This window comes from Methylobacterium sp. Leaf111 (assembly GCF_001423285.1).
Lineage (GTDB): Bacteria > Pseudomonadota > Alphaproteobacteria > Rhizobiales > Beijerinckiaceae > Methylobacterium.
Genome location: NZ_LMNE01000007.1, coordinates 1 through 12,856 on the forward strand (window position 1 = coordinate 1; position 12,856 = coordinate 12,856).

At 72.1% G+C, this 12,856-nt stretch carries 14 protein-coding genes; 10 read left to right on the forward strand and 4 right to left on the reverse strand.

Annotation, left to right across the window (positions count from 1 at the left end):
- Nucleotides 1-54 precede the first annotated feature (54 nt).
- On the forward strand, nucleotides 55-531 hold the full coding sequence (locus ASF41_RS07290; protein WP_056492023.1) for a DUF411 domain-containing protein: 477 nt from the start codon (nucleotides 55-57) through the stop codon (nucleotides 529-531).
- 114 nt (nucleotides 532-645) lie between these two features.
- Here ASF41_RS07290 and ASF41_RS07295 read toward each other — a convergent pair whose 3' ends face one another.
- Nucleotides 646-1,809: an AI-2E family transporter gene (locus ASF41_RS07295; protein ID WP_082504158.1), complete on the reverse strand. Its 1,164-nt coding sequence runs from the start codon at nucleotides 1,807-1,809 to the stop codon at nucleotides 646-648.
- A gap of 298 nt (nucleotides 1,810-2,107) precedes the next feature.
- Between ASF41_RS07295 and ASF41_RS07300 the strand changes: the two genes are divergently transcribed.
- The 9 genes from ASF41_RS07300 (at nucleotide 2,108) to ASF41_RS07340 (ending at nucleotide 9,596) form a co-directional block, all read left to right on the forward strand.
- Nucleotides 2,108-2,410: an acyl carrier protein gene (locus ASF41_RS07300; protein ID WP_055949487.1), complete on the forward strand. Its 303-nt coding sequence runs from the start codon at nucleotides 2,108-2,110 to the stop codon at nucleotides 2,408-2,410.
- 75 nt (nucleotides 2,411-2,485) lie between these two features.
- Complete coding sequence (locus tag ASF41_RS07305; RefSeq protein ID WP_056220162.1) at nucleotides 2,486-2,956, forward strand: 3-hydroxyacyl-ACP dehydratase FabZ family protein; 471 nt, start codon at nucleotides 2,486-2,488, stop codon at nucleotides 2,954-2,956.
- 42 nt (nucleotides 2,957-2,998) lie between these two features.
- A complete protein-coding gene (locus tag ASF41_RS07310) occupies nucleotides 2,999-4,138 on the forward strand; it encodes a beta-ketoacyl-ACP synthase (protein ID WP_056492026.1) in 1,140 nt (379 codons plus the stop codon).
- 52 nt (nucleotides 4,139-4,190) lie between these two features.
- A complete protein-coding gene (locus ASF41_RS07315) occupies nucleotides 4,191-5,489 on the forward strand; it encodes a beta-ketoacyl-ACP synthase (RefSeq protein ID WP_056382711.1) in 1,299 nt (432 codons plus the stop codon).
- Nucleotides 5,486-6,265 carry an SDR family NAD(P)-dependent oxidoreductase gene (locus ASF41_RS07320; RefSeq protein WP_056492029.1) on the forward strand — a complete coding sequence of 260 codons (780 nt, stop codon included), beginning with the start codon at nucleotides 5,486-5,488 and terminating at the stop codon, nucleotides 6,263-6,265. The genes ASF41_RS07315 and ASF41_RS07320 overlap by 4 nt, the downstream gene beginning before the upstream one ends.
- A 13-nt stretch (nucleotides 6,266-6,278) precedes the next feature.
- On the forward strand, nucleotides 6,279-6,557 hold the full coding sequence (locus ASF41_RS07325; protein WP_056382715.1) for an SH3 domain-containing protein: 279 nt from the start codon (nucleotides 6,279-6,281) through the stop codon (nucleotides 6,555-6,557).
- A 108-nt stretch (nucleotides 6,558-6,665) separates the two neighbouring features.
- Nucleotides 6,666-7,688 (forward strand): zinc-binding dehydrogenase, encoded by a 1,023-nt coding sequence (locus ASF41_RS07330; RefSeq protein ID WP_056220177.1) that lies wholly within the window; start codon nucleotides 6,666-6,668, stop codon nucleotides 7,686-7,688.
- 92 nt (nucleotides 7,689-7,780) lie between these two features.
- Nucleotides 7,781-8,818: a lipid A biosynthesis lauroyl acyltransferase gene (locus tag ASF41_RS07335; RefSeq protein ID WP_056348538.1), complete on the forward strand. Its 1,038-nt coding sequence runs from the start codon at nucleotides 7,781-7,783 to the stop codon at nucleotides 8,816-8,818.
- 4 nt (nucleotides 8,819-8,822) lie between these two features.
- Nucleotides 8,823-9,596 (forward strand): thioredoxin family protein, encoded by a 774-nt coding sequence (locus tag ASF41_RS07340; protein WP_056492032.1) that lies wholly within the window; start codon nucleotides 8,823-8,825, stop codon nucleotides 9,594-9,596.
- Between the two features lie 113 nt (nucleotides 9,597-9,709).
- Here the strand turns inward: ASF41_RS07340 and ASF41_RS07345 are convergent, their stop codons facing one another.
- The 3 genes from ASF41_RS07345 to ASF41_RS07355 all read right to left on the reverse strand — a co-directional run bounded on the left by ASF41_RS07345 (nucleotide 9,710) and on the right by ASF41_RS07355 (nucleotide 12,677).
- Complete coding sequence (locus tag ASF41_RS07345; protein WP_056492035.1) at nucleotides 9,710-10,585, reverse strand: outer membrane protein; 876 nt, start codon at nucleotides 10,583-10,585, stop codon at nucleotides 9,710-9,712.
- Nucleotides 10,586-10,979: 394 nt separating this feature from the next.
- Nucleotides 10,980-12,275 carry an aminopeptidase gene (locus ASF41_RS07350; protein ID WP_082486901.1) on the reverse strand — a complete coding sequence of 432 codons (1,296 nt, stop codon included), beginning with the start codon at nucleotides 12,273-12,275 and terminating at the stop codon, nucleotides 10,980-10,982.
- A 108-nt stretch (nucleotides 12,276-12,383) separates the two neighbouring features.
- Nucleotides 12,384-12,677, reverse strand: a complete 294-nt coding sequence (locus ASF41_RS07355; RefSeq protein WP_056220187.1) for a DUF2218 domain-containing protein — start codon at nucleotides 12,675-12,677, stop codon at nucleotides 12,384-12,386.
- Nucleotides 12,678-12,856 lie beyond the last annotated feature (179 nt).

The window sequence follows — 12,856 nt, forward strand, 5'->3', positions numbered from 1 at the left end:
TGGGATCGGTCAACGGGCCCGGGCGGCCGAATAGAGGACAAACGGGAGATGAGGATGGGGACGAAAACCTTGGCGTCCCGGCGAGACGTGCTCGTCGGCCTGGCGGCGGGACTGATGCTCGGAAGGCCCGCCCTGGCGGAGGGTCTGCCCCGGGTCGCCGTGGCGAAGGACCCGAGTTGCGGCTGCTGCGAGAAATGGGTGGCCCACCTGCGGGAGGCCGGCTTCACGGTGACGGTGACAGAGGGGCCCGTGAACCCGGTGAAGGCGCGCCTCGGCGTGCCGCGGGACCTCGCCTCCTGCCACACGGCCGAGGTCGGCGGCTACGTGGTCGAGGGGCATGTGCCGGCCGGCGCGATCAAGCGGCTGCTGGCGGAGACGCCCAAGGCCACGGGACTGGCCGTTCCGGGCATGCCGGCCGGCTCGCCCGGCATGGAGGTCGAGGGCATGGAGCCCGACACCTATGCGGTGATTCTGTTCGGCCCGGAAGGCCGAAGCCCGTTCGCCCGGTACCGTGGCGGGGTGCCGGCGTGAGACCGCGGCGCGACCGGACCGGGGATCGGGCGCGGGCCGACCTGGCTGAGCCGCCCGGGGGCCTCGAGAGCCCTCGGACCGACGCGTCCGGGCACCGGATGCGGACCCCGGGGCTCAGGCCCGGGGGCCCTCGGCCGGCTCGCCCTGCGTGAAGTCCCGCCAGAGCAGGATCAGCGCCGCCATCACGGCCGGGCCGAGGAACAGCCCCAGGAGGCCGAAGGTCTCGACGCCGCCGATGATGCCCAGCAGCACCCAGAGGAAGGGCAGGCGGGTGGTGCCGCCGATCAGGGCCGGACGCACGAAGTGGTCCGCCACGAAGGTGACGACGAAGCCCGCCACCACCACGACCGCCGCCGGCACCACCGCGCCGTTGGCGAGCAGGATCGCGGCCGCGATGCCGAAGACCAGGGGCGCCCCGAACGGGATCATCGCCGCCACCGCCGTCAGGGCCCCGAGCAGCACCGGGTGCGGCACGCCGGCGAAGAAGTAGACGATCCCCAGAAGCAGGCCCTCGCCGAGGCCGACCAGGACGAGGCCGTCCACGGTGCCGTGCACCGAGGCCACCATCTGCCGTGCCACCCGCTCGCCGCGGGGGCCGAACAGCTTGGCGCTGGCGGCCAGCACCTGCGCGGCGACCGCCCGGCCGTCGCGGAACAGGAAGAACAGCGCCACGAGGGTGAAGCCGAACAGGACCACGCGCCGGACGATCTGCGCCCCGAGGCTGCGGGTCACGCCGATCACCGAGGAATTGTCGAAGCGGTGCAGGAGCTCCGAGCCGGCGGCGGGGTGGCTCAGGTTCTCCGCCCACCAGGCCTGCGCCTGCGCCGCACCGAAGGGCAGGTGGCCGAGAAAGTCCGGCACGGGGATGCCGGATTTCTCGAAGGAGCGGGCCCAGGCGACCACGTCGTGGGCCTCCCGCGCCGCCTGCACGCCCAGCACCACCAGGGGAATCAGGAAGACCAGGGCCACCGCCGCGGTGAAGAGGAGCGGTAGGAGGATGTTGTGCCGGCCCGGCGGCCAGCGCCGCTCCGCACGGGCGTAGAGGGGCCCGAGGGCGATCGCCAGGATCACCGCCCAGACCAGGGCCGGGATGAAGGGGTGCAGGACCCAGATCCCGAGGCCCGCCAGGGCGAGGAACAGGGCAAGGCGCGCGAGGCTCTGCGCCGAGCCCGATACCGGGTGCGCCCCCGCACGCGGCGGAGGGTCGGAAAGCGAGCGCGGGTCGGGCGCGCCCGCCGGCGGCGTGCCGGCCGGCGTCACGGAGGGAAGCTGGACCATCGTGTTGTGCGACCTCGTGCGGAGCGGCCGCGGCGGCCACGTCCTGCCAGTGCATCTAGTCCATCGCCGCGGGATCGGAATGGAAACGCCGGCCGGATCGCGACGCCGTGATGGCCACGGTTGCCCCTCCTGACCCCCTCGTGTAAGGGACCGCCTTCACTGTCCAGGGCGGCGGCAGCGCCGGCCCACGGGGCATGCTGCGCGACCGGGGGCACCGGGCATCATGCGCCGGATCGCTCCGGCCCCCGATCGGCACGGGCCGAATCCGGCGGGATACCCAGTCACACGGCGAGAACGCATGTCCGACCAGACCCACACCGCCACCTTCGACCGCGTCGCGGACATCATCGCCGACACCGCCGACATCCCGCGGGACACGATCACCCCCGAGAGCCACGCCATCGACGATCTCGGGATCGATTCGCTCGCCTTCCTCGACATCGCCTTCGCGGTGGACAAGGCCTTCGGCATCAAGCTCCCCCTCGAGCGTTGGACCCAGGAGGTCAACGAGGGCAAGGTGCCGGCCGAGGAGTACTTCGTCCTGAAGAACCTCTGCGCCCGCATCGACGCCCTCGTGGCCGAGAAGGCCGCCAAGGCCTGAAGCCGGGCCGCCCGGGACGCCCCGGGCGACCGACGCCGCCCCTTCGACCCCCGCCCGCCCGGGACCCAGGACGCCATGCGCCTCGAATATTTCGAGATGATCGACGCCGTGACCCGCTTCGACCGCGAGGCCGGCCGGATCGAGGCCCTGGCCCGCGTGCCGATGGAGAGCCCGGTCTTCGAGGGGCACTTCCCCGACCACCCGCTGGTGCCGGGCGTGCTGCTCACCGAGACCATGGCCCAGGCCTCGGGCTACCTCGTGCTCGCCCATCTGGGCTTCCGGCAGATGCCGTTCCTGATGGGCGTCGACAAGGCGCGCTTCCGGTCCTTCGTCGGCCCGGGCGCCGAACTGCAGATCGAAGCCAGCCTCGAACATGACGGCTCGGGCTACGCGGTGACGAAGGCGGCGATCCAGCACGACGGCAAGCCGCTGGCCAATGCCGAGCTGCGCTTCCGCACCATGCCGTTCCCGGCCGGCCTCGACGGGCCGATGCGCGCGCGGGCCCGCAAGATCGGGCTGTTCGATCTCGCGGGCGAGCCCGCGTGAGCGTGCGGCGAGCGAGCGTCCAGAGATGTGCGACGAGGTGAGATGAGCAGTTCGCGCGACGTCGTCGTCACCGGCATCGGCCTCGTCTCCTGCGCGGGCGAGGGCATCGCGGCGCATCTCGCGGCCCTCGGGGCCGGCGCGCCGGCGCGCACCGACACGCAGGCCTTCGCGCCCTACACGGTGCATCCGATGGCGCCCCTCGCCCTCGACGGCCAGATCCCGAAAAAGTCCGACCAGCGCCAGATGGAGCCCTGGCAGCGCCTGGGCGTCTACGCCGCCGGCCTCGCCCTGGATTCCGCCGGGGTGAAGGGGGATGCCGACCTGAAGGGCCGCATGCACCTCGTGGTCTCGGCCGGCGGCGGCGAGCGCGACACGGCGGTGGACGGCGCGATCCTCACGGGCCTGCGGGAGGCCGCCGATCCGGGCGCCTACCTCAACGAGCACCTGCAGAACGACCTGCGCCCGACCCTGTTCCTGGCCCAGCTCTCGAACTTGCTCGCCGGCAATATCGGCATCGTCCACGGGGTCACGGGGGCGTCCCGCACCTTCATGGGCGAGGAAGCCGCGGGCACGGACGCCCTGCGCATCGCCCAGGCGCGGATCGCCTCGGGGCAGGTGGACTGCATGCTGGTGGGCGGCTCCTACAGCGCCGAGCGACCCGATGTCATGGTCATCCACGAGATGGGCGGCTTCCTGCGCGCCCGCGACTTCCGCCCGGTCTTCGACCGGACCCCGGCGGCAGAGGCCGGCTTCATCCTCGGCAGTGCCGCCGCCTTCCTGGTTCTGGAAGCGGCCGAGCATGCCGCCGCCCGCGGGGCCCGGGCGCTGGCGCGCCTCGGCCCGGTGGCGAGCGACCGCACGACGCGCACGGCCGGCAGCACCGAGGCCAGCCTGGCGGCCCTCTGGACGACGGCGGGCGTCGCGGCGCCCGAGATCGTCCTCGCCGGTGCCACCGGCGTCGCCCCGGTCACGACCGAGGAGGGCGCAGCCCTGGCGCGCCTCGCCCCGGGCGTGGCCGTGACGGCTCTGGGCGATCTCACCGGCCACACCCTCGAGACGGTGGCGCCGTTCGGCGCGGCCCTGGCGGCGGCGCTCGTCGCCGAGAAGGGCCTGCGCGAGGTCGCCGTGACGGTGGTGGGCCATCGCCGGGGCGAGGGCGTGATCCGGGTGACGGCGGCCTGACCCGGGGCGATCCCGGACTCCGGTGGTGACGAAAAGAGTGTAAGACGGCGCGATGACGAACCAACCTCCCCGGGACGCCAAGGTCCGCGACGCGAAAGGCCGGCCGCTGGTGGCGGTCACCGGCCTCGGCATCGTCACCTCCCTCGGCCAGGGCCAGGCCGACAACTGGGCCGCCCTGACCGCCGGCCGCTCCGGCATCCACGCCATCCGACGTTTCCCCACGGAGGGCCTGCGCACCCGCATCGCCGGCACTGTCGACTTCCTCGATACCGACCCCCTGGTGGCACCGGCCCTGTCCCAGCGCTTCGCGGAAGCCGCCGCCGACGAGGCGATCGCGCAGTCGGGCATCGGCCGGCCCGGGGACTTTCCCGGCGCCCTGTTCATCGCCGTCCCCCCGGTGGAGATCGAGTGGCCACAGCGTCAGGCCCTGGCCGAGGCCTCGGGCCAGACCGGCCCGATCACCTATGCGGACCTGCAGCGCGCCGCTGCGAGCCGGCGCTTCGACCCCTGGCATGACCTGTTCATCTTCGGCACGGTGGCCGACCACATCGCCGACCGCTTCGGCACCAAGGGCTCGCCGATCTCCCTCTCCACCGCGTGCTCGTCCGGCGCCACCGCGATCCAGCTCGGCGTCGAGGCGATCCGGCGCGGCGAGGTCACGGCCGCCCTCTGCATCGGCACCGACGGCTCGGTGAACCCGGAATCGCTGATCCGGTTCTCGCTGCTCTCGGCCCTCTCCACCCAGAACGACCCGCCCGAGGCCGCCTCCAAGCCCTTCTCGAAGAACCGCGACGGCTTCGTCATGGGGGAGGGCGCGGGCGCCCTCGTCCTGGAGGACGCCGAGGCGGCGCGCGCCCGCGGCGCAAGGATCCTCGGCTACGTCCTCGGCTGCGGCGAGAAGGGCGACGGCTTCCACCGCACCCGATCGAGCCCCGACGGCGCCCCCGGCATCGCGGCGATCCGCGCCGCCCTGGCGGATGCCGACACGGCGCCCGACGCCATCGACACCGTGAACGCCCACGGCACCTCGACGCCGGAGAACGACAAGATGGAGGCGATGAGCTGCGCCGCCGTGTTCGGCGACCGCATCCGCACCCTGCCGGTCTCGTCCAACAAGTCGATGATCGGGCACACCCTCACGGCCGCGGGCGCGGTGGAGGCGGTGATCTCGCTGCTCACCATCGCGCACGGCCGAATCCCGCCGACCATCAACTACGCGGTGCCCGACCCCGCCATTCCCCTCGACATCGTAGCCGAGGCCCGGGACGTGCCGGTGCGTCGGGTGCTGTCGAACTCGTTCGGCTTCGGCGGCCAGAACACCTGCCTCGTTCTGGCGGACGAGCCGGCATGACGACGGACCCGAGCGCCGGGCCCGGCCGCCGCGTCCTCGTCACCGGGGGCGCCTCCGGCCTCGGCGCCGCCATCGTGCGGGCCCTGGTCGCCGCCGGCCACGACGTCGCCTTCACCTACCGGTCCTCCGCTGAGGCCGCCGAGGCGCTGGTGGCGGATCTCTCGGCGGCCCATCCCTACCGCATGATCACCGCGCAGGCCCTCGATCTCGCCGATCGCGCCGCCGTCGCGGCGTTCTGCGAGGAGCTGGAGGTCGGCGACGGCTTCCACGGCTTCGTCCACAATGCCGGCCAGTCCTACGACGCCCTGGCGGCCATGCTGGACCAAGACCGGGCCGAGGCGGCCATGCAGGTAAACTTCTGGTCGCTGACGCGCCTGGCGAAATCCCTGGTCCGGGGCATGACCCGCGCGCGCGCGGGACGGATCGTCGCCATCGGCTCGGTGGCCGCCCTCCGGGCCAACCCGGGCAACGCGGCCTACGCCGCGACCAAGGGCGCCCTCATCGCCTATTGCCGCACCCTGGCGGTCGAGTCGGCCAAGCGCGGCGTCACCGTCAACGTGATCGCGCCGGGCTTCATCGATACCGGGATGATGGCCCCCTACGCCGCCTACCGCGCCACCATGGAGCGCCAGATCCCGGCCGGCCGCTTCGCCCGGCCGGAGGACGTCGCCGCCCTCGCGGCCTTCCTGATGGGCGAGGGCGCCGCCTACATCACCGGCGCGGTGCTGCCCGTCGACGGCGGCCTCACCGCGATGATGGGCGTCCATCGCTCCTGAGGCGGAACCGAGCATGTCCCCGATCCCCGCCGCGCTGGTCCTCCTGCTCCTCGCCACCGGCTCCGCCGCGGCGGCCGACGCGTTCCGGGTCGACGGGCTCCCGCGCGGCGAGACCCTGAGCATCCGCGAGACGCCGGATGCCGCCGCGCCCGCCCTCGGCCAGGCCCCGCTGGGCGCCCGCCTGCGCGGCTTCGGCTGCACCGCGGACACCCCGAGCGGTCTGACCTGGTGCCGGGTCAAGGCCGGCCCGATCCTCGGCTGGGCCCGACGGCGCTACCTCTCGCCGGAGTGAGGCCGGCCCGGCGGGTTGATGCCTGGCCCCGCGGAGGCTAGCGAGGGGCGCATGAACGCCCAGCCCCTGCGGGGGCATCCGCGGCGCCCCGCGAACGGAAGCGAACCGATGCAATCCCTCCAGCTCCACGGTGACCGCGACCTGCGCCTCGAGGATGTCGCGGAGCCCGCGCCCCCCGGCCCCGGCGAGGTCCAGATCCGCGTGCGCGCGGTGGGCCTGAACTTCATCGACGTCTGGGGCTTCCGCGGCATGGCCTTCGCCAAGCGCAAGCTGCCCCTGGCGGTCGGGGCCGAGGCTTCGGGCGAGATCGTCTGCGTCGGGGAGGGCGTCACGGGCCTGGCCGCGGGCGACCGGGTGGCGATGTACGGCGCCCGGACCTGCGGCCGGTGCAAGGCCTGTCGGGAGGGCCGCGACAACCTCTGCGAGGACGTCTCCGGCGTGATGGGCTTCCACATCGACGGCTTCGCCCGCGAGCGGGTGACCATGCCGGCTCGCCTCGTCATCAAGATGCCGGACGGCGTCAGCTTCACCGATGCGGCCTGCGCCCCGGTGGCCTTCGGCACCGTGCAGCACATGCTGTTCGACAATGCCCGCCTTGAGCCGGGCGAGAGCATCCTCGTCCATGCCGGCGGGTCCGGCATCGGCACGGCGGCGATCAAGATGGCCAAGGCCATCGGCTGCACGGTCTTCACCACGGTGGGCGACGACGCCAAGGGCGAGAAGGCCAAGGCGCTCGGCGCCGACCACGTCATCAACTACCGCGAGGAGCGCTTCGAGGGCGAGGTCCGCCGCCTGACCAAGCGCAAGGGCGTCGACGTGGTCTTCGAACATGTCGGCCCCGACACCTGGAACGGCTCGCTCCTCTGCCTCAAGCGCGGGGGACGGCTCGTCACCTGCGGCTCCACCTCGGGCGTCTCGACCAGCATGAACCTGATGCAGCTGTTCCAACAGCAGTACCGCATCACCGGCTCGTTCGGCTGCTCGATGGCCAATATCCGCGACGCCATGGCCAAGATGGCGGACGGCATCACCCCCGTGGTGGACACGGTCCTGCCCCTGGCCGATTTCGCGAAGGGGCTGGAGCGCCTGGAATCCCGGAAGGTCTTCGGCAAGATCCTCGTGACGCTCTGAGTTGCAGGCCGCACGGGTGCCCTCCCGGGCTAAAATGAATTATGCCAGGGGCCAGGGTCGTCGCCGGAACGCCCCGCGTCACGGGATTCGTTTTGCTTCGCCTTGCCCTCGTCCTGAAGCGTAACCTGCCGCGGCTGGCCGGCCTCGCCATGATTCCCCTGATCCGGGGGCTGTTCTGGCTGGCGCGCCTCCTCGGGGCCGAGCGTGCGAGCCGGGTCGGCGGCTGGGTCGCCCGGACGGTCGGTCCCTTCCTGCCGGCCCACCGGATCGCGACGGCCAATCTGCGCGCGGCCTTCCCCGAGCGGGACGAGGCCGCGATCCGCGCCCTCGCCCGGGAGGCGTGGGACAATCTCGGCCGGACGGGTGCGGAATACGCCCATCTCCACACGCTGTTCGATCTCGATCCGGCGGATCTCGCGGCGGACGGGCGGATCACGGTGGCGGGCGAGACGCATTTCGCCGACCTGCGCGACGACGGCAAACCGGGCCTGATCTTCTCCGCCCACCTGGCGAACTGGGAATTGCCGGCGATCTGCGCGGCCCAGTTCGGCCTCGACGCCACCGCGATCTTCCGGCCCCCCAACGACGCGGCCTCCGCGCGCCTGGTCCAGGAGGTCCGCCGCCAGACCATGGGAGGCCTGGCGGCGGCCGGGCAGGGCGCGGTCTTCGCCATGCAGGGTGTGGTGGAGCGCGGCGGCCATCTCGGCCAGCTCATCGACCAGCACTTCACCCGGGGGGTGGTGGTGGAGTTCTTCGGCAAGCCGGTGCTGGTCAATCCGCTCCTGGGCAAGCTCGCCCGCCACTACGAATGTCCCGTCCACGGCGCGCGAGTGGTCCGCCGCGACGGGACGCGCTTCCATCTTGAACTGACGCCGCCCGTCGACCTGCCGCGCGACGCCTCGGGCGCCATCGACGTGCAGGGGGCGATGCAGGCGATGACTCGGGTGATCGAGGGCTGGATCCGCGAGAATCCCGGTCAATGGCTCTGGATGCACCGGCGCTGGCGTCCCGCGATGCTGCCGAAGCCCAAACCCGCTCCGGGTCCGGCCTCGGGAACGACGGCCCCGGCCGGCGCGCCGGAGGATCGAGCGACCGTGATGACGGGGAATGGCCCGGCGACGGTATCCTGATCCCATGAGCCGCGCCGCCCCGTCCCTTCCGCGCCGAACCGTCGGCCTGCGCCTCGCCCTCCTGGTCGCCGCCGGTGCCCTGGTGGCGGGTGCGACCCAGGCCCTGGCGGGCGAGCGCACCCCGGTGGTGATCGAGCTCTACACGAGCCAGGGCTGCGCCTCCTGTCAGCCGGCCTCGCGGGTGCTCGGGGAGTTCGCCCGGGAGCCCGGCGTGATCGCCCTGACCTTCCCGATCACCTACTGGGACTATCTCGGCTGGAAAGACGCCTATGCCCTGCCCGCCTTCACAGCGCGGCAGCGGGCCTACGCCTCTCTACGCGGCGAGCGACAGGTCTTCACGCCGCAGGCCATCGTCAACGGCGAGCCCTCGATGATCCGTTCGGATCGCAACTCCCTGGAACGGGCCCTGCGCCGGGCCCGGGCGACCAGCCCCATCCAGGTGCCGGTCCGGAGCTGGGAAGAGGGCGACCGCATCTGCGTCGATGTCGGCGCGAGCACGGGACCGGACACCAAGGCCGAGCTCTGGCTGCTGCCGGTGATGCGGCGGCGGCGCATCGCCATCGGCGGCGGCGAGAACAAGGGACAGGTGTTCGACTACATCAACGTCGTGCGCGGGATGCACCGGATCGGCCCCTGGACGGGTCATGCGGCCCATTTCGAGGTGCCGCGCCACGCGGCCCAGGTCGCCGATGCCGATTCCTACGTCGTCGTGCTCCAGGGGGGCAACGAGGGCCGCCCCGCCCGCATCCTCGGCGCCGCCAAGGCGCCTGGCTTCTGAAAGGCACCTGGCTTCCGACAGCGCCCCGGGATCGCTCCCGGGGCGCCGTTTGACCGAGCGGCCAGTCTGATCGGGCTGGGGAGGCTCGGGCCAAAAGCGGGTCCGGCGACGGGTCAGTACGTCCCGAACTTGTAGTTCAGGCCGGCGCGGACGACGGCGAACTCGTCGGAGCGGCGGCTGGTATAGCCCGTCGCGGCTGCATAACCCGTGCCGGAAACGCTGTACTGGGCGCCCGTCGAGTTCGAATAGGCGAACACGCCGTTGGTGCTGTTCCGGTCGAGGCTGACATAGAGGCCCTCGATTTTTACGGTCACGGCTGAGGACTTGAAGAAGTTCAGGAACGAGTCGGAGGGCAGGGCGTACTCGATGCCGCCGCCCGCGGCCCAGCCGGTGCGGAACGTATCGGTGCTGCTGCTGGGCAGGCCGAAGCTGGAGCCGCCCCCGCCGCCATAGGCGAAGCCGCCGGTGCCGTAGACCAGGGTCCGGTCGAAGGCGTAGCCGAGGCGGCCCCGCACGGTGCCGAAGTAGTCGAGGTTCGACAGGCCGTTCGGGTTGACGAAGGTCAGGTCCGCGTTGGGCGTGCCGACGAAGGACGCCGTGTTGCGGTTGGTGCCGAAGCCGAGATACTGCGCATCCGCCTCGACGCCGACCACCACGCCGGAGCCGGGCGTGAACTGATAGTTGTAGCCGATCTGGCCGCCCCCGGTGAAGCCGTTGTTGGCGTTGCGGTTGCTGAAGGCCACGAGGCCCGGATCGGCGCCGTTGGCGACGACGCCGGAGGCGGCGGTGGTACCGATCACGATGGCGCCGCGGCTGCTGTTGGCATCGAAGCCGTAGCCGGCGTTGAGACCCGCATAGAACCCGGTCCAGCTGAAGACCGGAACCGTGGTGAAGACCGGCGGCGCGGCGCGGCGCGGAAGGTCGGCGGCAGAGGCCGCTCCGGCGAGCAGGACAGCCATCGGGCCGGCCAGGAGAAGGGGCTTGGTCATGAGATCCTCGTTGTCTCCCTCGGGAGATGGCGAACCCGAACGACGGTTCCAACCCGCAGACTGGTGCCGGACACCCGGCGCGGAAACCCGCGGGCGCCCGGGCGTCACCGCGACGAGGCCGGCCCCGATCTCCGCATCCGTGCGCCGGCAGACACGGGAGCGCGGGGATCGGGCGGTCGTCTACGCCTGCCGAACCCGCCCGAAGGCGGCGGCAGTCTGTACGGGCGTCCGTTCGAAAGTCCGTGGCCGGTGCGACCACGTCCGGACCATGCGTGGGAAATTTGCCCACGTCAATTCGAGAGCCGTCAATCGCGTGCGCCTTCACACGGAGGAGGGCGCACGCGGACGGAACGCGTGTCGGATCAGGCGGGCGGGCGACGCCGCCGGGAGGGCGTCAGTCGACCCACTCGCCGGCGCGCATCACCGGAACCGCCCGGCCCTCGGCGGAGAGTCCGTCGACGTCGATCCGGTCGGAGCCGATCATCCAGTCGATGTGGATCAGGCTGCGGTTGGCACCGCGGGCCGCGAGGTCGTCCGCGCTGAACTCCGCGCCGCCGTTGCGGAAGCATTTGCTGTAGGCCTGGCCCAGGGCGATGTGGCTCGCCGCGTTCTCGTCGTAGAGGGTGTTGTAGAACAGGAGTCCCGAGGCGGAGATCGCCGAGGAGGCGGGCACCAGGGCGACCTCGCCGAGGCGGCGCGCGCCCGCGTCGGTCTCCAGCACCTTGGCGAGCACGTCGCCGCCGGTGCGGGCGGTGGCCTCGACGATGCGGCCGCCCTCGAAGCGCACTTGGATCCCGTCGATCAGCGTGCCCTGGTAGGAGAGCGGCTTGGTGCTGGTGACGGTGCCGTCGACCCGGTCCTTGTGCGGGGTGGTGAACACCTCCTCGGTGGGGATGTTGGCGTTGCAGACGATGCCGCTGCGGGAGGCCGAGGCGCCGCCGCACCATTCGTGGTCGTCGGCGAGGCCCACCGTGAGGTCGGTGCCGGGTCCGAAGAAGCGGAGGGCCGCGAAGCGGTGGGCGTTGAGCGCGTTCATCCGGGCGTGAAGGGCGGCGTTGTGCGCCTCCCAGGCCGCCACCGGGTCGGGGCCGTCCACCCGCGAGGCCGCGAAGATCGCGTCCCAGAGGCGGGACACGGCCTCGGCCTCCGGTAGGTCGGGGAACACCGTGCGGGCCCAGGGCGTCGTCGCCGCCGAGACGATGGTCCAGTTGGTGGAGAAGTTGGCGATGAGCTCCAGGGCGGGCACATAAGCCTTCGACCGGGCCTGGTTGGCACGGGCCACCTTGGCCGAGTCCTGGCCGGCCAGGAGGGAGGGATCGTCGCCCGCGATGGCGAGGCGGGCCGCGCCGTTGCGGTAAGCCTCGGCCATGCCGCTGTAGAGCCAGCCGGCTGCGGTGTCGAAGGCCGCCTCGGGGGCGTGGGCGAAGCGCGCCAGGGTGGCGGCATCGTCCGTGTAGAAGGTGGTGACCAGGGAAGCGCCGGCCTTGTAGGCCTGTTCGGTGATGAGGCGGGCCAGCGGCACCGTCTCGAGCGGCGCGGTGATCACGAGTTCCTGGCCGGGCCGGAGACCCAGGCCGACCTTCACGGCGACCTCGGCCAGGCGCTCCAGGCGCTCGGCATGCCGTGCCCCGTGCGACGACGCGGCCCCGGTCGGTGTGGAGCCAGCGGTTGTCTGCGCGATCCCGTCCATGCCTGTCTCCCGATGCTGCCTTCAGCGCTGTGCGCTCAAGATCAGGTCCCGGGACGGCAGGTCAACCCTCGGTGGACGCAGGCCGGGCGGGCCGGCCACGGCGTGGGTTCAGGCCGCGCGGGACCAGGTAATCTCGCCGAGGTTCTCGCGGAAGGCGAAGCGCAGGAGATGGTCGGAGACCACGTTCTCCAGGCGCGTCAGGGCAGCCGGATCGGGCGTCGCGACCCGCATCAGCAGGGCGTCGGGGCCGGCCTCGAAGGTGCAGACGCGGTCCTCGCCGAAGGGCACCCGGCCGGCCTCCTCGGTGGCTTCCACTGGGAACTTGTGGCTCCAGTGACGGCAGAGCTGCTTGAGGTAGCGGCTCGCCTCGGCCGTCGGGACTCTCGCCTGGGAAGTCGGCATCGAACGTGTCTCCTGCTCGGTCTTCGATCGCGACGTCTGATCTGTTCTCTCGTCCAAGAGAGGGCGGAAGGGTTAAGACCGGCCTAACCCACCGCACTGCAACCAGCCGTGCGCCGTTGTCGTGCAACCTCCTCCGCCCGCAGCGGAGCCGATTTATGGCGCATTGCCGTCGATAATCT

What these genes read in the sequence shown, in the direction of transcription:
- ASF41_RS07290 (WP_056492023.1), top strand. Translation starts at nt 55, where the DNA reads ATGGGGACGAAAACCTTGGCGTCCCGGCGAGACGTGCTCGTCGGCCTG.
- ASF41_RS07295 (WP_082504158.1), bottom strand. Translation starts at nt 1,809, where the DNA reads ATGGTCCAGCTTCCCTCCGTGACGCCGGCCGGCACGCCGCCGGCGGGC.
- ASF41_RS07300 (WP_055949487.1), top strand. Translation starts at nt 2,108, where the DNA reads ATGTCCGACCAGACCCACACCGCCACCTTCGACCGCGTCGCGGACATC.
- ASF41_RS07305 (WP_056220162.1), top strand. Translation starts at nt 2,486, where the DNA reads ATGCGCCTCGAATATTTCGAGATGATCGACGCCGTGACCCGCTTCGAC.
- ASF41_RS07310 (WP_056492026.1), top strand. Translation starts at nt 2,999, where the DNA reads ATGAGCAGTTCGCGCGACGTCGTCGTCACCGGCATCGGCCTCGTCTCC.
- ASF41_RS07315 (WP_056382711.1), top strand. Translation starts at nt 4,191, where the DNA reads ATGACGAACCAACCTCCCCGGGACGCCAAGGTCCGCGACGCGAAAGGC.
- ASF41_RS07320 (WP_056492029.1), top strand. Translation starts at nt 5,486, where the DNA reads ATGACGACGGACCCGAGCGCCGGGCCCGGCCGCCGCGTCCTCGTCACC.
- ASF41_RS07325 (WP_056382715.1), top strand. Translation starts at nt 6,279, where the DNA reads ATGTCCCCGATCCCCGCCGCGCTGGTCCTCCTGCTCCTCGCCACCGGC.
- ASF41_RS07330 (WP_056220177.1), top strand. Translation starts at nt 6,666, where the DNA reads ATGCAATCCCTCCAGCTCCACGGTGACCGCGACCTGCGCCTCGAGGAT.
- ASF41_RS07340 (WP_056492032.1), top strand. Translation starts at nt 8,823, where the DNA reads ATGAGCCGCGCCGCCCCGTCCCTTCCGCGCCGAACCGTCGGCCTGCGC.
- ASF41_RS07345 (WP_056492035.1), bottom strand. Translation starts at nt 10,585, where the DNA reads ATGACCAAGCCCCTTCTCCTGGCCGGCCCGATGGCTGTCCTGCTCGCC.
- ASF41_RS07350 (WP_082486901.1), bottom strand. Translation starts at nt 12,275, where the DNA reads ATGGACGGGATCGCGCAGACAACCGCTGGCTCCACACCGACCGGGGCC.
- ASF41_RS07355 (WP_056220187.1), bottom strand. Translation starts at nt 12,677, where the DNA reads ATGCCGACTTCCCAGGCGAGAGTCCCGACGGCCGAGGCGAGCCGCTAC.